This window comes from Agrobacterium sp. A3-95 (genome assembly GCF_053521785.1).
This window is the reverse complement of sequence record NZ_JBNWDR010000006.1, coordinates 26,447-45,296: the sequence shown is the minus strand read 5'-3', so window position 1 is coordinate 45,296 and position 18,850 is coordinate 26,447. Positions and strand designations below refer to the sequence as shown.

At 58.8% G+C, this 18,850-nt stretch carries 17 protein-coding genes; 4 read left to right on the top strand and 13 right to left on the bottom strand.

Annotated elements, in window-relative coordinates; all coding sequences use genetic code 11:
* The first annotated feature begins 4 nt into the window (after window positions 1–4).
* From ACQZ5Y_RS16470 to ACQZ5Y_RS16455, 4 genes are read left to right on the top strand one after another with little or no spacing between them, the layout of a single operon-like run.
* Window positions 5–1,087 (top strand): aldose 1-epimerase family protein, encoded by a 1,083-nt coding sequence (locus ACQZ5Y_RS16470; protein WP_174051488.1) that lies wholly within the window; start codon window positions 5–7, stop codon window positions 1,085–1,087.
* Window positions 1,088–1,112: 25 nt separating this feature from the next.
* Window positions 1,113–2,051, top strand: a complete 939-nt coding sequence (gene rbsK / locus ACQZ5Y_RS16465; RefSeq protein ID WP_174051491.1) for a ribokinase — start codon at window positions 1,113–1,115, stop codon at window positions 2,049–2,051.
* A gap of 19 nt (window positions 2,052–2,070) precedes the next feature.
* Window positions 2,071–3,030, top strand: a complete 960-nt coding sequence (gene deoC / locus ACQZ5Y_RS16460) for a deoxyribose-phosphate aldolase (protein ID WP_112496834.1) — start codon at window positions 2,071–2,073, stop codon at window positions 3,028–3,030.
* An 11-nt stretch (window positions 3,031–3,041) separates the two neighbouring features.
* Window positions 3,042–5,438 carry an aldehyde dehydrogenase family protein gene (locus ACQZ5Y_RS16455; protein WP_174060395.1) on the top strand — a complete coding sequence of 799 codons (2,397 nt, stop codon included), beginning with the start codon at window positions 3,042–3,044 and terminating at the stop codon, window positions 5,436–5,438.
* A gap of 71 nt (window positions 5,439–5,509) precedes the next feature.
* Here the strand turns inward: ACQZ5Y_RS16455 and ACQZ5Y_RS16450 are convergent, their stop codons facing one another.
* The 13 genes from ACQZ5Y_RS16450 to ACQZ5Y_RS16390 form a co-directional block, all read right to left on the bottom strand.
* On the bottom strand, window positions 5,510–5,740 hold the full coding sequence (locus ACQZ5Y_RS16450) for a hypothetical protein (protein WP_233283723.1): 231 nt from the start codon (window positions 5,738–5,740) through the stop codon (window positions 5,510–5,512).
* 112 nt (window positions 5,741–5,852) lie between these two features.
* Complete coding sequence (locus tag ACQZ5Y_RS16445; RefSeq protein ID WP_174051495.1) at window positions 5,853–7,604, bottom strand: nitrilase-related carbon-nitrogen hydrolase; 1,752 nt, start codon at window positions 7,602–7,604, stop codon at window positions 5,853–5,855.
* A 24-nt stretch (window positions 7,605–7,628) separates the two neighbouring features.
* Window positions 7,629–8,324 (bottom strand): urea ABC transporter ATP-binding subunit UrtE, encoded by a 696-nt coding sequence (gene urtE, locus ACQZ5Y_RS16440; RefSeq protein ID WP_121557768.1) that lies wholly within the window; start codon window positions 8,322–8,324, stop codon window positions 7,629–7,631.
* The gene (urtD, locus tag ACQZ5Y_RS16435; RefSeq protein ID WP_112292355.1) at window positions 8,324–9,073 is read right to left on the bottom strand and encodes an urea ABC transporter ATP-binding protein UrtD; all 750 of its coding nucleotides are present in this window, start codon (window positions 9,071–9,073) and stop codon (window positions 8,324–8,326) included. Before urtD ends, urtE begins: the two co-directional genes overlap by 1 nt.
* Before the next feature lies 1 nt (window position 9,074).
* Window positions 9,075–10,214 carry an urea ABC transporter permease subunit UrtC gene (gene urtC, locus ACQZ5Y_RS16430; RefSeq protein WP_111802236.1) on the bottom strand — a complete coding sequence of 380 codons (1,140 nt, stop codon included), beginning with the start codon at window positions 10,212–10,214 and terminating at the stop codon, window positions 9,075–9,077.
* 1 nt (window position 10,215) lies between these two features.
* Window positions 10,216–11,109, bottom strand: coding sequence for an urea ABC transporter permease subunit UrtB (urtB, locus tag ACQZ5Y_RS16425; protein ID WP_174051497.1), 894 nt, complete (start codon window positions 11,107–11,109; stop codon window positions 10,216–10,218).
* A 156-nt stretch (window positions 11,110–11,265) separates the two neighbouring features.
* Entirely contained in the window at window positions 11,266–12,516 is a 1,251-nt protein-coding gene (locus tag ACQZ5Y_RS16420) for a transporter substrate-binding domain-containing protein (RefSeq protein ID WP_003516989.1), read from the bottom strand.
* 249 nt (window positions 12,517–12,765) lie between these two features.
* Window positions 12,766–13,374: an ANTAR domain-containing response regulator gene (locus ACQZ5Y_RS16415; protein WP_003516987.1), complete on the bottom strand. Its 609-nt coding sequence runs from the start codon at window positions 13,372–13,374 to the stop codon at window positions 12,766–12,768.
* Between the two features lie 12 nt (window positions 13,375–13,386).
* On the bottom strand, window positions 13,387–14,538 hold the full coding sequence (locus tag ACQZ5Y_RS16410; RefSeq protein WP_019565875.1) for a transporter substrate-binding domain-containing protein: 1,152 nt from the start codon (window positions 14,536–14,538) through the stop codon (window positions 13,387–13,389).
* A gap of 362 nt (window positions 14,539–14,900) precedes the next feature.
* The gene (gene eutC, locus ACQZ5Y_RS16405; protein ID WP_080803045.1) at window positions 14,901–15,707 is read right to left on the bottom strand and encodes an ethanolamine ammonia-lyase subunit EutC; all 807 of its coding nucleotides are present in this window, start codon (window positions 15,705–15,707) and stop codon (window positions 14,901–14,903) included.
* 1 nt (window position 15,708) lies between these two features.
* On the bottom strand, window positions 15,709–17,100 hold the full coding sequence (locus ACQZ5Y_RS16400; RefSeq protein WP_060641971.1) for an ethanolamine ammonia-lyase subunit EutB: 1,392 nt from the start codon (window positions 17,098–17,100) through the stop codon (window positions 15,709–15,711).
* A 9-nt stretch (window positions 17,101–17,109) separates the two neighbouring features.
* Window positions 17,110–17,898 (bottom strand): histidinol-phosphatase, encoded by a 789-nt coding sequence (hisN, locus tag ACQZ5Y_RS16395; RefSeq protein WP_174051498.1) that lies wholly within the window; start codon window positions 17,896–17,898, stop codon window positions 17,110–17,112.
* Complete coding sequence (locus tag ACQZ5Y_RS16390; RefSeq protein ID WP_112154713.1) at window positions 17,898–18,833, bottom strand: phosphotransferase; 936 nt, start codon at window positions 18,831–18,833, stop codon at window positions 17,898–17,900. The genes hisN and ACQZ5Y_RS16390 overlap by 1 nt, the downstream gene beginning before the upstream one ends.
* Window positions 18,834–18,850: the final 17 nt, after the last annotated feature.

Below are 18,850 nucleotides of genomic sequence, written 5' to 3'. Positions count from 1 at the left end.
TCTCATGCAGGCGACGGAATTTCATCTCCGCAGGCAGGACTTTACAGACGTCCCGCATCTTCTGGCGGCAACGGGCGGGTTGCAGATCACCGCCTTCCGGTATCCTACCGGCATCGAGGCGCTACAGTTAGACAATCGCCACGGCCGGATCGTCATATTGCCTTTCATGGGGCAGATGATCTGGAGCGTCGAGTTCAACGGCGTCGACCTGACCATGGGAAGCCGCTTTTCAATGCCGCGGCCGGCCGGTTCGATCGTGGAGACCTATGGGTGTTTTGCGTTCCACAGCGGCATGCTGCGCAACGGCTGCCCGTCGCCGCAGGACAATCACCCCCTGCATGGTGAAATGCCCTGTGCCGCCATGGACAAGGCCGGTTTTGTCATCGGTCACGACGCGCGCGGCGCCTATGTTCGGGTAACAGGCGAAGTTGAATATGTCATGGGCTTCGGCGCCAATTATCTGGCCCGCCCCAGCGTGACTTTGCACGCTGAAGACACGCTTTTTGACATGGTCATGGATATCCAGAACCTGTCATCAGCGCCCATGGACCTCATGTATATGTGCCATGTGAACTTTGCTTATGCCGAGGGTGCACGCATCGTTCAGCCCGTGCCGTATACGCCGGAGCAGGTGAAGGTGCGCACGGCCGTGCCCGGCCATGTGACGCCAAACCCCGATTATCTTTCCCTGCTGGAGACGCTGGCAAAGCAGCCTTCAGCCATGGAAGTGCTTAACGAGCCGCAACGTTACGACCCCGAACAGGTGTTTTACATTAACGGCCTGCCGACGGACGGCGAGGGGCTTACGCATCTGATGATGCAGCGGCGTGAGGGCGATGGCTTTGCCATCTCCTATCCGCTTGCCGCCTTCCCGAAGACGGTGCGCTGGATCCTGGTCAATGGGGATTCGCAAGTTGCCGCATTTGCCCTGCCGTCGACCTGCGAGCCGGAGGGCTATCTGGCGGAGAAGGCCAAGAACAACGTGCAGAGCCTGGCACCGGGCGAACGCAGGGCGTTTCCGGTACGGCTCGGCTATCTCGATTGCGCTGCCGCCGATCAGTTCGGCGCCAGGATCAGCGCCCTTTGAAACAGGATATCCAGGGAATTTCGGCATGAGCAAGAAAATCGGGGTCGTAGGCTCCAACATGGTCGACCTTATCACCTATGTGAACCGTATGCCCGGACCGGGCGAGACGCTCGAAGCTCCCGGCTTCGAAATGGGTTGCGGCGGCAAGGGCGCCAATCAGGCGGTGGCTGCGGCGCGTCTTGGCGCTGACGTCATGATGGTCACCCGGGTCGGTGACGATGTCTTCGCCGACAATACCATTCGCAATCTCGAGAGCTTCGGCGTGGATACGCGTCACGTGGTGAAGGTTGCCGGCAAGTCCAGTGGCGTCGCGCCGATTTTCGTCGAGCAGTCTGGCGAGAATTCGATCCTCATCGTCAAGGGCGCCAATGCCGATCTTCTGCCGGCAGAGGTCGACAAGGCGGCCGCCGATCTGAAACAGTGCGGTCTGATCCTCATGCAGATGGAAGTGCCGGTTGAGACAGTCTATCACACCATCGAACTTGCGGCCCAAAACGGTATCGAGACGATCCTCAATCCTGCGCCCGCCGCTGCCAATCTCGATCCGGAGCGTATTCGCCAGGTAACGTTCCTCGTTCCGAACGAGAGCGAGCTGGCATTACTGTCCGGCTTGCCGACCGAGACCGACGAAGCAATCATCACTGCCGCCCGTTCCCTGATCGCACGCGGTATCCGTACCGTCATCGTGACGCTGGGCGGACGTGGCGCGCGCATGATTACGTCAGATGAGATCGTCAATATCGAGCCCGTCAAGGTAACGCCGAAAGACACCACCGGCGCTGGCGACGCCTTTATTGGCTCCTTTGCCCGCTTTTATGCCGAAACGGGAGAGGTCGTGTCCTCACTGAAGAAGGCATCTCTCTATGCGGCGCATTCCATCACCCGTCCCGGAACACAGAAGGCTTATGCCAGCATCGAAGAGTTCGAGGCATTCTGCCGCGAACATGACCATGCCGCAGCCTGACCAGAAGAATGGACAGAAAATGAGCGAAGCATTCCCCAGAAACAACGGCACGGCTCTCAAACCGGAATGGTTTGAAGATGTATCGGTCAATCGCAGTGCCTCTGAACGGCGGGCAGCAACAATCACCACACGGCGCTCGGTCAAGAAGGAATATCAGGTTGCCTGGCAGATCAAGGCGATTACCTGCATCGATCTGACAACGCTGTCCGGCGACGACACGCCCGGTCGTGTGCGCCGCCTGTGTGCGAAAGCACGACGTCCGGTCAGGGACGACATTCTTGAAGCACTCGGCCTTGCGGACGCCGGCATCACAACCGGTGCCGTCTGCGTCTATCCGACCATGGTGCCCCATGCCGTCAAGGCGCTGGAAGGCACGACTATTCCGGTCGCATCGGTGGCGACAGGCTTTCCCTCCGGCCTAACTCCGCTACCGCAGCGGCTGGCAGAAATCCGCTATGCCGTCGAGCAGGGCGCTAAGGAAATCGATATCGTCATTACTCGCGAGTTCGTTCTGACGCAGAACTGGCCAGCACTTTATGATGAGATCGCCGCGATGCGTGAAGCCTGTGGCGACGCCCATATGAAGGCTATCCTGGCGACGGGTGATCTCAATACGCTGACCAACGTCTATCGCGCCTCAATGGTGGCGATGCAGGCGGGGTCGGACTTCATCAAAACCTCGACCGGCAAAGAGGAAGTCAACGCCACTCTGCCGGTCAGTCTCACCATGGTGCGTGCGCTGCGCGACTACGGCGAACTGACTGGCCAGATGGTCGGCTTCAAGCCTGCAGGCGGGTTGAAGACAGCGAAGGACGCGGTGTCATGGCTGACGCTGATGAAGGAGGAGCTGGGCAATCGCTGGTTGGAACCGGACCTGTTCCGCATCGGCGCCAGCTCGATGCTTGGCGATATCGAGCGCCAGCTCGAACATTTCGTAACCGGTCGCTATTCCAGCGCTCACCATCACGCTGCCGCATAAGGACTGAAAAAATGCGACCCATCAAGGACATTTTGGAAACCATGGAATATGGACCTTCCCCCGAAGCCAATGGTGATGTGAAACAGTGGCTCGACGCGCATGGACGCTCGTTTGGACATTATATCAACGGCCGGTTCGTTTCTCCGGAGGGCCGCGAGACCATTTCCGTGTCAAACCCCGCAAACGGGGATAAGCTGGCGGAAATCATTCGCGGCAATGAGGAAGACGTCGATCAGGCGGTCAAGGCCGCCCGCACGGCCTTCGCAAAATGGTCGAAGCTGTCGGGTCACGAGCGCGCTCGTTACCTCTATGCCATTGCCCGACATGTACAGAAGCGCGAGCGCTTCCTGTCCGTTCTGGAAACGATGGATAACGGCAAGCCGGTTCGCGAAACACGCGATATCGACATCCCACTCGTCGCCCGCCATTTTTACCATCACGCCGGATGGGCCGAAATGGTGGAAGACGAGTTCCGTGGTTTCTCGCCGGTCGGTGTTTGCGGTCAGGTGATTCCGTGGAATTTCCCTCTGCTGATGTTGGCCTGGAAGATTGCGCCGGCGCTTGCTGCCGGCAATACCGTGGTACTTAAGCCTGCAGACCTGACACCGCTGACCGCTGTCGCCTTTGCGGAAATCTGCCACGAGGTCGGCCTTCCCGCGGGTGTCGTCAACATCGTGCAGGGCGATGGCTCGACAGGCGCTGCAATCTGCGGCCACGACGGCGTCGACAAGGTTGCCTTCACCGGCTCGACCAAGGTCGGTCGCGTTATTCGCGAGCAGATTGCCGGTTCGGGCAAAAAGCTGTCGCTGGAACTGGGCGGCAAGTCACCATTCATCGTTTTCGAGGATGCAGATCTCGATGCGGCGGTTGAAGGTGTTGTTGACGCGATCTGGTTCAATCAGGGCGAAGTCTGCTGCGCCGGTTCCCGCCTGCTGGTGCAGGAAGGTATTGCCGATAAATTTTATGCACGGCTGAAAAAGCGGTTGGAAACCCTGCGGGTCGGCGATCCGCTCGACAAGTCGACCGATGTCGGCGCGATTGTTTCGGCCACGCAGGTGAAACGCATCACGGATCTGGTACGCAAGGGCGTGGAAGAGGGCGGTGAACTCTGGCAGAGTTCCAACCCGTTGCCGGCCACCGGCAATTTCGTCGCTCCCGGCTTCTTCACCGAAGTCGATCAGGCATCGACGGTTTGCCAGGTGGAAATCTTTGGCCCGATCGCTGCGGCGACCACCTTCCGCACGCCGGATGAAGCCGTTTCGCTGGCCAACAATACCCGTTACGGCCTTGCCGCCTCCATCTGGTCGGAAAACATCAATGTCGCGCTTGATCTGGCCGCCCGCGTCAAGGCAGGTGTGGTCTGGATCAACTGCACCAACATGCTCGATGCCGGTGCAGGTTTTGGCGGCTACCGCGAAAGTGGCTTCGGTCGCGAAGGTGCGCGCGAGGGGCTTTACGAATATCTGGTGTCAGACTGGGAAAAGAGCCTGCCGGTCACAAAGCCCGCTGAAGCCTTCACGCCATCTGCATTGCCGAACGCTGACAGCAAGATGGCGATCGATGGCCTTGATCGAACCATGAAGAACTACATCGGCGGCAAACAAGCCCGCCCCGACGGTGGCTACAGTTATTCGGTGACCGGCAAGGGCAACACCGTGATTGGCATGGCCGGAATAGGCAGCCGCAAGGACATCCGCAATGCTGTGGAAGCAGCGTCCAAGGCAGGCAGCTGGAGTTCCGCAACCGCCCATAACCGTGCTCAAGTGCTCTATTATCTTGCAGAGAACCTTGATGCACGGCGTGACGAATTTGTCGCCCGCATCATCGATAGCACCGGTGTCAGCGAAAAGAAGGCAAAGGACGAAGTCGACGCATCTCTGCGCCGTATTTCCTATTATGCCGCCCAGGCAGACAAGTTCGATGGCGCCGTGCACTCCACCAAGTCACGTCACGTCACGCTTGCCATGAACGAGCCCTGGGGCATCGTCGGGATCGTTTGCCCCGATGAGGCACCCCTCCTGTCGTTGGTGTCGCTGGTTCTACCTGCAATCGCCATGGGCAATCGCGTTGTGGTGGTCCCGTCGTCTCGCCATCCATTGATTGCCGGTGATTTCTACCAGGTGCTGGACACGTCGGATATGCCCGGCGGGGTCATCAACATTGTGACCGGCGAAAGCGATCTGCTTGCAAAGACACTCGCCGAGCATGATGACGTTGCGGCTGTCTGGTATTTCGGCTCGACGGAGGGAAGCACGATGGTCGAGCGGGCTTCTGCAGGCAACCTGAAGGCCACCTGGGTCAATAATGGCCGTCAGCCCGATTGGCTAAATCGCACCGAAGCGCAGGGTCGTGATTATCTGCGCAGGGCGATCCAGGTGAAGAACATTTGGGTGCCATACGGAGCCTGACCGGCATTGTGCACGGGCGACAACTGACAAAATGGCTTACGGAGGCCAACGGTCTCCGTAGGTTTTTTGAGTTATACTAATTGCTGCAACCGCATCTTTGCCCTGTTGGTCAACCTGGGAACGTCATTGGCGCAACTTCTGGGTTTCGAGCGGAACGAGGGACTGCGCTGCAGCCACTTGCCGGTTTCCGGCGGATCGGCGATGACGCCAGTGAAAATTGATGTTCCAGCGCCAGTCTGAACGAGGCTGGCGAGGGGCGGCTGATCAAGTCCCGCCTTGACGACCCCACCGTCGGAAATCACCAGGACACGCGCTCCGAGCTTGGACTTGAGCTTTGAAAGCCTTGCGCTGCAGCCCGTCCCGCAATTATCTGCGGGACGGGCGTGAACGTGAATGTCAACATTGTGCCGACTTTTACTGATGCCATTTGACGAGAGGCTGATAGTGATGCGGCTGACGCATGACGACAAGGTCTTTTCGCCGGACGATGTTCGTCGGATATGGCGTGTCGAGATTGGTGGTATCGACAGCCGCAGCGGCAATCCCCTCCTCATCCAGGATCGCCGATTCCTGACGTGGAAAAGCAAAGGAATCCGGCCCGAATACCGCACTCTTGCCCAGATAACCCTTTTCCTGGTCCAGCACATTGGCGAAGGCGAAATAGACGTTGTTCTCGCCGCCGCGAACGCGAAGCGCATGCCAGTGGTAGGGATCGGCGCCCTTTGGGATCGGATAGTTGTGCGGGATTTTCGTACCGCCATGGCTGCCGGTGAAGGTGCCGGCGATCGCCGAAGGGCAGGCAACAAGATCGCATCCCATGAGTGAAAGCGAACGGATGGCTTCCGGATAAAGCGCGTCGTGGCCAATCGCCACGCCCACCCGGCCGATGGCAAGGTCGTATATTTTCCATTCGTCGCCGGCCGTTGCCCAACTGTCGGCGACGCCCAGATGCGTCTTGCGATAGCTGCCCACCAGCCCCTCGGGCCCTGCAAGGACCACGCTGTTATAGATCCTGTCTTCGTCCGCTTCGGCAAATCCGGCGACGATATAAAAGCCGAGCTTCATGGCCAGACGAACGAAGGCGGATACGGTTGGACCAGACAGCGGCTCCGCCCGCGTTTGCGGGGCCTCAAGTCCGGTCAGCGACAATTCCGGGAACACCAGAATGTCCGGCGCCGTTGTCGCCTTAGCCTCGTTTGCGAGCCTTGTTATGTGGGCAATATTGTCTGCAATGACGGAGGTTGGCGCGAACTGGGCAACGGCTGCACGCGATCTGCGTCCGCGCGGGATTGGCTGATAGCCATAGAGGCGGAAGTAATCGCCAGGGTTCCAGGTGAAACTGTTGGTCATCATGTTCATGTAGAGCTCGGGCCGGCGCGTCTTGAAGACCGGTTCGCTTAAGACCTCGCGGCGACGGGCACGGGCAAGATCGACCTTGCCATAGGCAATTCCGTCGCCTGTGTCGATGGATGCGGCAACCGTTCCGTCGGGCTCGATCAGGCAACTTCCCCCGGAAAACTGCACGGTTCTTTCCAGACCCCACCGATTACTTTCGATGACATAGCAGGCATTTTCGAAGGCGCGGTTGATCCAGTAGGGAGCGGGCGCGCGCTCCTGCAGCCAGTTGGAGATGTGGCATATGATGTCGGCACCGGCCAGAGCCTCCAGCCGCGCCGTCTCGAAGAAGTGCAGATCCATGCACACCAGCATTGAAATACGTCCGATCTCCGTTTCGAAGACCTCGTGCACGATGTCGCCATTTGCGGCCCATTTTGGCTCGGCGATATAGGGATGCGACTTGCGGTGCCGACCAACGATGCCATCCGGACCGATCAGAACTGCCGTATTGTAATAGAGATCGCTCGCCGGATCGACTTCCGGCATGCCGACGACGATGTAGCAGCGGTGTTTGCGGGCAATCGCCTGGAAAACATCGGTGGTCGGTCCGGGGATCGCCTCGACGAACGGCTTCACCTCGGCCCTGTCGAACCAGCAATAGCCTGTCGTCCCCATTTCGGGGGTGACGATCAGGCGGGCGCCGGCCTGCGCCGCTTCCTCGCAAAGGGCGCTCAGCCGGCTGATATTGCGCGCCTTTTCGAACATGGTCGGTTCGAACTGGATAGCGGCGGCGGTGTAGCTCTGTGTCGGTGTCATGATTGTTCCCATTGTCTTATGAAAGGATGCGTTTTTTCAAACAGCCATATGCCTATGAACCAGCGCGTCGGAGAGCGCGTCGATGGCGCCGGCCGCGACCACACCTCCCTTCTCCAGCATGGCGAAGTGGTGAGAGGCATGCCGCGCAAATGCAACGTTCTGCTCGACGAGGATGATCGTCATGCCGATCTCGCGATTGAGCCGGATGATGATCTTTTCAATCTCCTCGACGATCGAGGGCTGGATGCCTTCATTGGGTTCATCGAGAAGCAGTACCTTCGGATCCGCGGCCAGTGCGCGGGCGATGGCGAGCTGCTGTTGCTGGCCGCCCGAAAGCACACCGCCGGGCCGATCGAGGTTGGCCATCAGGTATGGAAAAAGCTCCGGCACCAGTACCGGAATTTCGCGTTTGCGATCGGTGCGCGCAAAGGCGCCCATCAGGATGTTCTCGCGGATGGTGAAATCGGGAATGATCTCCCGGCCCTGGGGGACGTAGGCGATCCCGGCCCGTGCCCTCATATGCGTCGAAGATGAGCCTATGTCTTTCCCCTGCAGATGCATCTCGCCCGTCATACGGTCGGTCAGCGCCATCAGGGTTTTCAACAGGGTCGTCTTGCCGGTACCGTTGCGGCCAAGAATGCTGGTTACCTTTCCCGCCGGGATATCAAGCGTGACGCCGTGCAGGATATGGCTGCGGCCGTAATAGCTGTGTACGTTTTTCAATGTCAGCATCAGGATATTCCTTTCGAACCGAGATAGGCCTCGCGGACCTTCGGATTGCTCTCGATATCCTCGACGCTTCCTTCGGCGAGAACCTCTCCCAGATGCAGAACGGTGATGCGTTCGGCGATTTCACGGACGAACCCCATGTCGTGCTCGACGACAAGGATGGTGTGGCGGCCTTTGAGATTTTTGATGATCTGGGCCGTCTTGCGCGTTTCGGCCTGGGTCATGCCCGCCGTCGGCTCGTCCAGCAGAACAACCTTGGGATCCTGGACGATGAGCATGCCCAGTTCCAGCCATTGCGTCTGGCCATGACTGAGATAAGCCGCAGTCACATTCTCCTCCGCTTCGAGGCCGGTGAGGGCGAGTACCTCATCGACGCGTTTGGCTTCGGCGCGCGAAAATCCAAACCGGAGATTGGCAAACACCGATGGATTGCGGCAATTGGCGACCTCCAGATTCTGCCGCACGCTGAGATCGCGAAAAACGCTGGGGATCTGGAATTTTCGACCGATCCCGGCGCGGGCGATCTTGTGTTCCGGCCAGTTGGTGATGTCTGTGTCGTAGACGAAGACCCTGCCTTTTGTGCTGCGGGTCTTGCCGCTGACCAGGTCCATCAAAGTTGTCTTTCCGGCGCCATTTGCGCCGAGCAACACACGCAACTCGCCATCGCGAACGGTAATGCTGACATTGTTGACGGCTCTGAATCCGCCAAAATCGACGCTGAGACCGTCGATGGTCAACGCGATTGCACTCATATTACAATGCCTCGCTCTGTTGCTGTAACGATGAGGATGCCGGGCCTGGTTTGACACGGCGGATAAACTGCCGCAGCACATCGTGCGCGACGCCGCCAAGGCCCCGCGGCATGAACAGGACGACAAGGACGAAGATGAGGCCGATGATCGCTTTCCAGGCCTCGACCAGCGCTTCGGTCTCGCTGACCTCGGCCTCGATCATGTTGATCAGGATCGCGCCGATGCAGGCGCCGAGCAGGGAGGAACGGCCGCCGACGGCAGCCCAGACGACCATCGTCACCGAGAAAGACAGGTCCATGAAGGTCGGCGAGGCGAACTCCGCGACGACCACATAGAGCATGCCGGCAACGCCGGCGATGCCGGCAGAAATGATAAAGAAGAATACTTGGTAAAGCGAGACGTCGAAGCCAAGATAGCGGGCGCGAAGCTGATCGTCGCGGATCGCCTGTAGGATCATGCCTGCACGGGTCTCCACGATGAGACGCGCGCCGATGAGCGTCAGGGACAGGCATGCGGCGCACAGATAATAGGTTGCCCGGCTGTAGGGGTCGAATTCGATGCCGCCGATCGTCAGCCAGCCAAGATCGGTCAGGCCGTTGAAGCCGTTCGTCACCGGTTGCGCATCGACCATGACGAGACGCACAAGCAGAACAAGCGCCAGGGTGATGATCGAGACAAAGACACCGGAAATGCGCTTGCGGAAAACCAGCATGCCCAGTGCCCCGGCAATCACGACGGGAAGCACGATGCCAAGCACGAGACCTACGGACTGGCTCTGAAACGGAAGCCAGAGGAAGGAGCCCTTGTTGATACAGCAAAGTTCCGTCGGCGCGCCGGGCTCGGCATTCCACAGCATGAAATCCGGAACCGGCCTGTCGGAGCCCTGTTGCAGACTGGTCAGGCTCGACAGTTTCAGCGACATGGCGAGCATGTAGGCGCCCAGGCCAAAAAACAGCCCCTGGCCGAGATTGAGAATGCCTGCATATCCCCATGTGAGCGCAATGGCGACGCCGAGCATGCCGTAGACCAGATATTTCGAAATGCGGTTCAGCCAGAATTCGTCACCGAAAACCGGCGCTGCAAAAATCACCGCGATGAAAAGCACATAGGCGGCGATCTGGAATTTTCGTTCGATGCTCATGTTAGCGCCCCTTGAACGAGAATAGCCCGCTGGGCTTGACGAGAATGACGAGGATGACGACCCCGAAGACGACGGCGCGCGCCAGAATGTCGTTCGTTCCAATCGCCACCAGCGCATTGATTTCGCCCAGAAGCCCTGACGACAGGGCCGTGCCGAAAAGGCTGCCGACCCCGCCCGTTACCACGACCATGAAACCGTCAACGACCATCGTCGTGCCCATGTCGGGGAAAACCGTCTTGAAGCCGGACATCATTACGCCGGCGACGCCCGCAAGGCCGGAACCGAAGGCGAAAGTCACGGCATTGATGCGTTTCACATCGATGCCGCAAGCGGCAGCCATTTTTGGATTACGGATGATGGCGCGCACCTGCATGCCCGCTGTCGTCCGGTAGAGAATGAACCATGTCGCCAGCGTCAACGCGGCCGTCACCGCGATGATGAAGGTGCGATACGCGTTGATGTCGGCGCCGGCGAACCTGAAGGTGCCCTGCAGATACGAAGGCACGGCGACGTTTTGCAGTCCGGCTCCCAGGCCCTCGATATGAATGCCGAAAAAGCTGAGGCCGAATTCGAGCCTTACGGCCTGCTGCAAAAGGATGGCAATGCCCCAGGTGGCAAGAAGCGTGTCGAGCAGGCGGCCGTAAAGCCTGCGCACCACCACCCGCTCGATCACCAGGCCGAGCAGGGCGGTCACGACAAAAGCCAGGGGAATTGCGAACAGAAGGCCTGTTTTCAGCCAGATGCCCGAGAGGACGGCGACGTAGGCACCGATCATGACCATTTCGCCGTGGGCCATGTTGATGACGCCCATGGCGCCGTAGGTGATGGCAAGACCGAGTGCCACCAGAAGAAGGATTGAGCCGAGACTGAGGCCGATAAAGAGAATGTCGAGCATAACGCCACCGTTCGTGAGAAGGGCGGACCAGACTTTGTCCTGCTCCTTGCCTGTCCCGAAATCGGGTTGGCACCGAGCAGAGGAAAAAACGCAGATCCGCCTTGCCGAGACATGGTCCCGCCAGGCATGGCTGGCGGGAGGACGCGGAAAGAGGGGTCAGCCCTTTAGCTTTGCTGCGTCGAGACCGTTGCTGGTGCAGAAAAGATTGCTTTCCGTCTCGCCATAGGCCGAATAGGGCAGCGGCTTGATCGGTGCCGGGTAGGCGTTGACGACCTTGCTTTGTCCATCCGGCTGCCATTGGCCGATACGCGGCGTCAGCCAGCAATGCAGGTTGTCGGGGTCGGTGGTCACCTTGCCGCCGGGCGCGTCATAGGTCTGGCCACGAATGCCGGCCCGGATAGCATCGGCGGACAGATCGCCGGATTTCTCCACTGCCTGCTTCCACAGGAATACCTGGAAATAGGCGGCCTCGAGCGAATGGTATGTCACTGCCTTCGGATCGTTGACGAAGGTCCTGAAGCGTTCGATGAAGCTCTTGTTGGCCGGCGTTTCGATCGACATAAAATATGGAAATGATGTGTAGCTGCCCGCCGCATATTCGGCGCCCATGGCGGCGATCTCGATTTCGGAGGTCACTGTCGCGCAGATCGGGATAACCTCCTGCGAGAGGCCCTGGTTCTTGAACTCGCGGTAGAAGGCGATGATCGAGTCGCCAACCACGTTGGAAAGAACCACGTCGGCGCCCGATTCCTTGATCTTGCTGACCATGACAGCCCATTCGGAGTGTCCAAGTTCCAGATATTCGTCCGCCACCCATTCTGCGCCCGCCGCCTCGATCAGTTTCTTGGAAACCTTGGCCATCTCGCGCGGATAGACATAGTTGGAGCCAACGATGAAGAACTTCTTCTTGCCCAGTTTCTCGACAATCCAGGGAATGTAGTTGGAGAGCTGCTGGTTTGGAACAGCGCCGGAATAGACGACGTTGCGCGAGCACTCAAAGCCCTCATAGTGCGTCTGGTAGAACAGCATCGCGCCGCGCCGTTCGAAGATCGGCAGCACGGCCTTGCGGCTGGCAGAGGTGTGGCAGCCGAAGATGGTGGAAATCTTGTCCTTGAGGATCAGTTTCGATGCTTTTTCGCTGAAGGTCTTCGGATCGGAAGCGCCGTCTTCGACGACGACTTCCACCTGGCGGCCAAGAACGCCGCCGGCTGCGTTGATTTCGGCCACGGCCATCATGACACCGTTGGCGAGAAGCTTCTCGGCGACAGAAAGCCCGCCCGTCTGGGAGTAGAGCGCACCGACCTTGATAGCATCGGCTGCAAAGGCCCGGCCGCCCAGCGCCGGCAAGGCGAGTGCGGCGGAAGCGGTGGCTGCGGTTTTCAGAAAGTCACGTCTGTTGAACACCATCTTGGTTCCCCTTTTTTTGATTGGCGCACGCGACGGCACTGCCCGGCTCTACGGCGAGGCTTTCATGCCGAAAAAATACTGGAAGGCCGACTTCACTGTCAGCAGATAACAAAAAACCCGCGAGGCTTTTCACAGCCTGCGGGCACCCTTGCCATCATCGCATCACGGCCGCGCCGCGTGCAACAGCGGCACATGGCTTCGCGAAACGAAGGGATGTGCCGGAGGTGTTCATCTGGAACACATCAAAAACTAATCATGTTTTTGGGAAGGGCGCAAGAGCTGTTCGGCGTTGATAATCGAATTGGCGATTTCATCGATTGGGACGCGCCGAGCCATCGCTTGCTCGCGCATTTCACGATACGCCTCATTCTCGCTCGTGCCGCGATTGGCCATTAGAATGGCTTTTGCCCGGGCGAGCTTCTGGTCTCCCAAGACCTTGCGCTTATATTTACGGGCTTCCTTGACGAGCCTTTGGCGCTCAAGCCAGAGACTGCGCGCTATGGCGAGATTTGTCAGCAGGCCGAACGGTTTGATCGGTCTCTCGACAATGGCAAGCGCGCCGCTTTCCAGAACGATCTGCAATGTGGAGGGATTTTCGTAACCGACGATGGCGAGCATGGTCGGAGCGGGATTGGGGAGGCACTTCAGCAGGCGTTCGATTTCCGGTCGCGCCTCGTCTTCCATGGCAAGAAAGACGACATCCGTGCCGTGTGGCAACTCGGCAGGGACCGGCCAGAGGCAACTGACCGTACAACCGATACGGCGCAGGTGATCAACGAGAAACTCTCCTTCGGATGTCCGGGGATGAATCACCAGAACCTTGAGGTCCCGCAAATCTCTGAGAAGGGCGAAAGACATCGTCGCTCCTTCTCAGACCTGAACACGATGTGGGAACGGCTGCGTCAGGTCCGGGCGATATTCTCGCATGAACGGATCTGGCGCCACGCGCAGCGACGGGTCATGGACGATGTCATAGCTGCCTTGCGCATTTACTTTTGCAACCCTTGGCCAGAGATGGGTGTGGTTCGTCAGCCGGTCTATCTTCACAGCGCCCTGCGGAGCGTCGTACTCGACCTCGTAAAGGGCTGGAAGAAGCTGCTCCAGCCCGTCGCCACCGGCCCGCTGCAAAGCTCCCGCATAGAGATAGACCTGGAAATAGGCCGCTTCGGCCGGCGCGGTCGGCAGCATCTGCTGGCCGTATCGCTGTTGGTAAGCCAAGACGAAGGCACGCGCGCGAGGCGTATCCAGGGAGGCGAAAAACGGGGCCGCGGTGATATGCCCCTCGGCCACTTCAGGCCGCATCCGGATCACGTCGGCCTCGCTTGTCGACTGACTGGCGATTGGCATCGTGGCTGAATCAAAACCCGCCTCTTTGAACGCCGTGTAGAAGGGAATGATACCGTCGCCGACGATTGTCGAATAGATGACATCCGGCCGTGCCGCGCGAATATGCCGGATGATTTTGGCGACATCTTCGGGCTTTAGGTTGAGAGGAACATATATTTCGTCCAGCACCTGACCGCCCAGCTGAAGAAAGAGATCGCTGATCGTCCGGTTGGATTCGTAAGGGTAGACGTAGTTCGAACCCACAAGGAAAACCCGCTTTCCATAATGCTTGGTGAGGAAGTCGACCAGCTGCACGGAGTTTTGGTTGGGTGCGGCCCCGGTGTAGATACAGTGCCGAGAGTATTCAAACCCCTCATACAGTGTCGGATAGAATAGCAGGGCCTCTCGAGCTTCGATGACGGGCAGTACGGCTTTGCGGGTGCTAGACATATGGCAACCGAAAACGACCCGGACCCGATCCTCGTCGCAAAGCTTGACCGCAAGTTCCTTATAGAGATTGGGCGTCGATTTAGGGTCATAGGCGACAGGCTCGATCATCCGGCCAAGGACGCCGCCAGCCGCATTGATTTCGTCGATCGCCAGCAAGGTCGCGAACCTCTGGGTTTTTTCGACGGCTCCGGTCACACCCGTCTCGGAGAAAAGCACACCGACCCGCCAGCTTTCTGAATGCATCATCGCCCACCAAAAAATAAAAAAGCTCCCGCCCGTTTCCGGTCGAGAGCTACCCTGCTCATGGAATATCAGCGGCCCATTGAAGCCTGCAAAACGATGATGTCAGTTTCCGTGTCCCGTGGCAACATAGAGGAGAGCCGAAAACATTCGCAAATCTAAAATCATGGGATCAAAATTCCTCCACGTTTTCGCCTGAGCATCGAGAATACGCACACACACCCCTTTGCTCCAGCGAGCGATGTCTAACTTTTCTTCATCCGCCTCTCCGCACTCAACACAAGGCAGTCGACTGGACTTTCGACGACAGGCCGCAATCCTTCCAAAGGAGATGGGCCGCGTTCCGAGGGTTTCGCACCCCAAAGACTTCAAATTGTCAGTAGGTCTTTAGCTGGAAGCGAATTGTCATGTCTTTCGAGAAACTCCACCATGGCAGCCTTGAGCGCCACGCCACTGACGCGGGTCCTCATCATATCCCTTGTCAGCGTCGCAATGATCTCGGCAGCTTCGCAGACCGGCAGACCACCATCCCTGATATTGGAGACACAATTTCGGCTGGAATCCAGGTTTCCCGACTTGGGACCGTAAGTGATGTAAGCACCGAGGCTGTCGGCAGCTGAAAGTCCCGGACGTTCGCCGACAAGCACGATCGTCAGTTTTGCACCTAATGCCTCACCGGCAGGATCGCCGAGCGCGACGCGCGCCTGGCTCGCCAGCACAATTGGTGCAGCGGTCAGGTTCAGGATAGCGAGCTTCGGAACAAGCGCCTCGATCAACGGCACGGCATTGAGATCGATCGCGTGGGACGACAGGCCATCCGCGACGATAATTGCGACATCATAGCCATTGATCGTTCTCTCATGTTTCAGCCGTTTTTCGGATTCCGCCGCAAGCCGCCGGCCAAGATCCGGCCGCCGCACATAGGTGCTGCGGTCACTTGCCATGCTATCGACATTGACAGCCGGAAGGCCGAGACGATCGAGCCTGTCTGCCAGCGAGGGCCGGTCGACGCTCGTCCAGACCGCTTCGCGTGCCCGCGCGTGGTCCAGAAGGAAGGCAAGTTGAGCGCGTGTCGGAAGACCCGCGCCATGACGGCCGAGCGAAACACGCGCATCGGTCATATCCTTGATAGTGAGGTTTTTTCCGGCAGCAGTGGGTTCTCGCACCTTTTCCATGTCAGGCTCCGATCAATGCGCTGTTGCGGACATAATTGGAAAGCGCGACAGGCTCGCCGACCAGCGCACCATCGGGATCGGTCAGGCCGATTTCGAAAAGCCATTTCTCGAACTCTGGTGCGGGTGGCCGCTTCAGCGTCTCGCGGCAATAGACGGCATCGTGATGCGATAGCGACTGGTAGTTCAGCATGATATCGTCGGCGCCGGGAACGGTGATGACGAAATTGACATTGGCTGCGCAGAGGAGCGTCAACAGCGTATCCATATCTTCCTGATCAGCATCGGCATGGTTGGTGTAGCAGACGTCGACGCCCATCGGCAGGCCAAGGAGCTTGCCGCAGAAATGATCCTCGATGCCGGCACGGATGATCTGCTTGCCGTTGAACAAGTATTCCGGCCCGATGAAACCGACGACCGTATTGACGAGCAGTGGATCGAACTCGCGCGCCACGGCATAGGCACGTGCCTCCATCGTCTGCTGGTCGACGCCGAAATGCGCATCGGCCGAAAGCGCCGCGCCCTGCCCAGTCTCGAAATACATGACGTTTGCGCCCGGCATGCCACGACCAAGCGACCGCCCCGCCTCATGTGCCTCCTTCAGAAGCGCCAGATCGATGCCGAAGCCGCGATTGGCCTTTTCCGATCCCGCCACCGACTGGAAGACGAGATCGACCGGCGCACCCCGTTCGATTGCCTGGATCGCCGTCGTTACATGGCCAAGGCAACAGGTCTGTGTCGGGATCGCAAGCTTTTCCCGCAATTCGTCGAGCAAGGAAACGATGCGGATATAGTCATCCGTCGCATCGGTCGCGGGATTGACGCCAATCACGGCATCTCCCGACCCCATCAGCAGCCCGTCGATGGCAGACGCTATGATACCGCGGCTGTCATCGGTCGGGTGGTTGGGCTGGTTGCGGGTGGAAAGCCGCCCGGCGAGCCCGATCGTGTTGCGGAATCGCGTCACGACACGTCGCTTGGCAGAAACAGCTATCATGTCCTGAAGGCGCATGATCTTCGAAACGGCCGCGACCATTTCCGGTGTCAGTCCAAAGGTCACCGCCTCCAGCCGCTCATGCGACGTCTCGGGCTTGAGCAGCCATTCGCGCAATTCACCGACAGTAAGCGAGGAAACTGCGGAAAAGGCTGCCGGATCGTGCCGTTGCGCGATCAGTCGGGAAACCTCGTCATCCTCCGACGAAATTAGCTCCTCGCCGAGAAATGCTTTCAGAGGTAGATCGGCCAGCGCCATCTGGGCTGCCAAGCGCTCGACCGGGCCTTGCGCCGCAATGCCGGCGAGCTGGTCGCCGGAGCGCTCCGGGGTTGCTTTCGCCAGCAGCATTTTCAGGTCATCAAAGCGGAAGACAGTCTGCTCGATTGTCGTCGTATAGGGCATTTGTTCACGTCACCGGTTGAGGAGGGCCAGGGCTTCGTCATGAAGTCTCGGGGTGGCCGACGCCAGAACCCGTCCGTCGGAATGGATCGAAAGCGCATTGCCCCGCCAGTCGGTAATGCATCCGCCGGCACCCGTCACAACGGGCACGAGAGCCATGTAGTCGTAAGGTTGAAGTCCCGTCTCGAGAGCGATGTCGCAATGGCCGGAAGCGATCAGACCATAGATGTAGCAGTCTCCACCGAAACGCCGCAGCCTGGCTTTGCGAGAGAGACGCTCGAAGCTCTCGGCTTCGCTGTCCACGAACATATCCGGCGAAGTCGTATAAAAACGGGCGCTGGAGAGGTTCTCGCAGCCGCTGGCGTGGGCCGGCTTGCCAGCAAAGAGTGTCTCTCCCGGCCGGCCCTGCCAGCGTTCGCCGGTGGCCGGAATATCGATCAGACCACAGAATGGCTTTTCCTGAAATGTCAGTGAGACAAGCGTACCAAACAGCGGGAAACCGGTGATGAAGCTCTTGGTGCCGTCGATCGGGTCCAGCACCCATGTAAAGGCGTTACCTTCCTTTACGCCGAACTCCTCACCATGGATGCCGTGATCGGGAAAACGCGCCTCGATCATCTCTCGGAGATGTTTTTCGATCGCTCGGTCGGCGATTGTCACCGGGCTATCGTCGAGTTTTGAGATAACGTCGAGCGGGGTCCGGAAATAGGAGAGCGCCAGCGGACGCGCGGCGTCGGCAAGTTCCGTGGCGAAGGTGATATAGGTCGCAGCTTCTTGCGGGCTGATATCGGTGACTGGCATCAAAGGGCTTTCAGGAACAGGGGCCAACGGGGATCGTGGATAATCGAGCGGGCGCGCATATGCTTCCAGATTCCGTACTTGTAAAAGTCGAAATCGAGGGTCGATATCCGGTTTTGTACCATCGCCCAAGTGCTCCACTTGATGTCAGCGAGTGCCTTGTGGACGATGAAGCGAGCGTGATGCGCCTTGTCGTAACGACCGAAATACTCCTCGATTATCTCGCAGTCGGTCGCCTCGGAATAGAACATCTCGCCACTCCAGATCGCGAGATCGTAGAGCCTCTCATTGTTCGACGCATATTCGAAATCGATCAGCTTGATCGACTTGTCTTCACCGATCAGGAAATTGCCCGGCATCGGGTCGTTGAAACAGGGAACCAGATCGAGCCCGGATGCCTCAAGCGCGGCGCGCGCCTGTCTGTAGTTGCGCAAGAGCCAGTCGTGGTCGAGCGGCCAGTGGCCGTCAAGCTGGCGCACCTGGTCGAAATGTTCCTCGATCATGTCGAAGACGGTTTTTGTCAGCGGCAGGGCAGGGGCATTGTGAAACTGCCGATAGACGCGCACCGCTTCGTTGCGGATCGCCGGGTCTGCAAAATCCCTATGTGTCGAGGCGCGGCGACCGTCGATGAACTCGGCGATTTCGATGTCGAGGTGATCGAGATAGTCGAATGTCTTCGGGCCGATTCCGATCACTTCTGCCTGTTTGCTGGCGGCAGCGGCGGCCTTGCGATCGATGAACATCTCGGTGCCGCGGCCGGGGATCTTTAGAAAATAGCCACGCTCTTCACCTTCGACCTCGATGCGGAAATTGGTGTTGCTGATTCCGCCGGAAACCGGACTGTAGCGCAGCCGCCGTCCTTCCCAAGGTGGTACCTGTATGATTGCAGCCTCAACTGCCCGTTCGGCATCGGATCGTGCCATTCCCAGTTCATTCATAGGCTTGTTCCCGTTAT

Bases quoted from the DNA above. Each gene is read 5' to 3' on its own strand.
- ACQZ5Y_RS16470 (WP_174051488.1), top strand. From the start codon at position 5: ATGCAGGCGACGGAATTTCATCTCCGCAGGCAGGACTTTACAGACGTC.
- rbsK (WP_174051491.1), top strand. From the start codon at position 1,113: ATGAGCAAGAAAATCGGGGTCGTAGGCTCCAACATGGTCGACCTTATC.
- deoC (WP_112496834.1), top strand. From the start codon at position 2,071: ATGAGCGAAGCATTCCCCAGAAACAACGGCACGGCTCTCAAACCGGAA.
- ACQZ5Y_RS16455 (WP_174060395.1), top strand. From the start codon at position 3,042: ATGCGACCCATCAAGGACATTTTGGAAACCATGGAATATGGACCTTCC.
- ACQZ5Y_RS16445 (WP_174051495.1), bottom strand. From the start codon at position 7,604: ATGGGAACAATCATGACACCGACACAGAGCTACACCGCCGCCGCTATC.
- urtE (WP_121557768.1), bottom strand. From the start codon at position 8,324: ATGCTGACATTGAAAAACGTACACAGCTATTACGGCCGCAGCCATATC.
- urtD (WP_112292355.1), bottom strand. From the start codon at position 9,073: ATGAGTGCAATCGCGTTGACCATCGACGGTCTCAGCGTCGATTTTGGC.
- urtC (WP_111802236.1), bottom strand. From the start codon at position 10,214: ATGAGCATCGAACGAAAATTCCAGATCGCCGCCTATGTGCTTTTCATC.
- urtB (WP_174051497.1), bottom strand. From the start codon at position 11,109: ATGCTCGACATTCTCTTTATCGGCCTCAGTCTCGGCTCAATCCTTCTT.
- ACQZ5Y_RS16420 (WP_003516989.1), bottom strand. From the start codon at position 12,516: ATGGTGTTCAACAGACGTGACTTTCTGAAAACCGCAGCCACCGCTTCC.
- ACQZ5Y_RS16415 (WP_003516987.1), bottom strand. From the start codon at position 13,374: ATGTCTTTCGCCCTTCTCAGAGATTTGCGGGACCTCAAGGTTCTGGTG.
- ACQZ5Y_RS16410 (WP_019565875.1), bottom strand. From the start codon at position 14,538: ATGATGCATTCAGAAAGCTGGCGGGTCGGTGTGCTTTTCTCCGAGACG.
- eutC (WP_080803045.1), bottom strand. From the start codon at position 15,707: ATGGAAAAGGTGCGAGAACCCACTGCTGCCGGAAAAAACCTCACTATC.
- ACQZ5Y_RS16400 (WP_060641971.1), bottom strand. From the start codon at position 17,100: ATGCCCTATACGACGACAATCGAGCAGACTGTCTTCCGCTTTGATGAC.
- hisN (WP_174051498.1), bottom strand. From the start codon at position 17,898: ATGCCAGTCACCGATATCAGCCCGCAAGAAGCTGCGACCTATATCACC.
- ACQZ5Y_RS16390 (WP_112154713.1), bottom strand. From the start codon at position 18,833: ATGAATGAACTGGGAATGGCACGATCCGATGCCGAACGGGCAGTTGAG.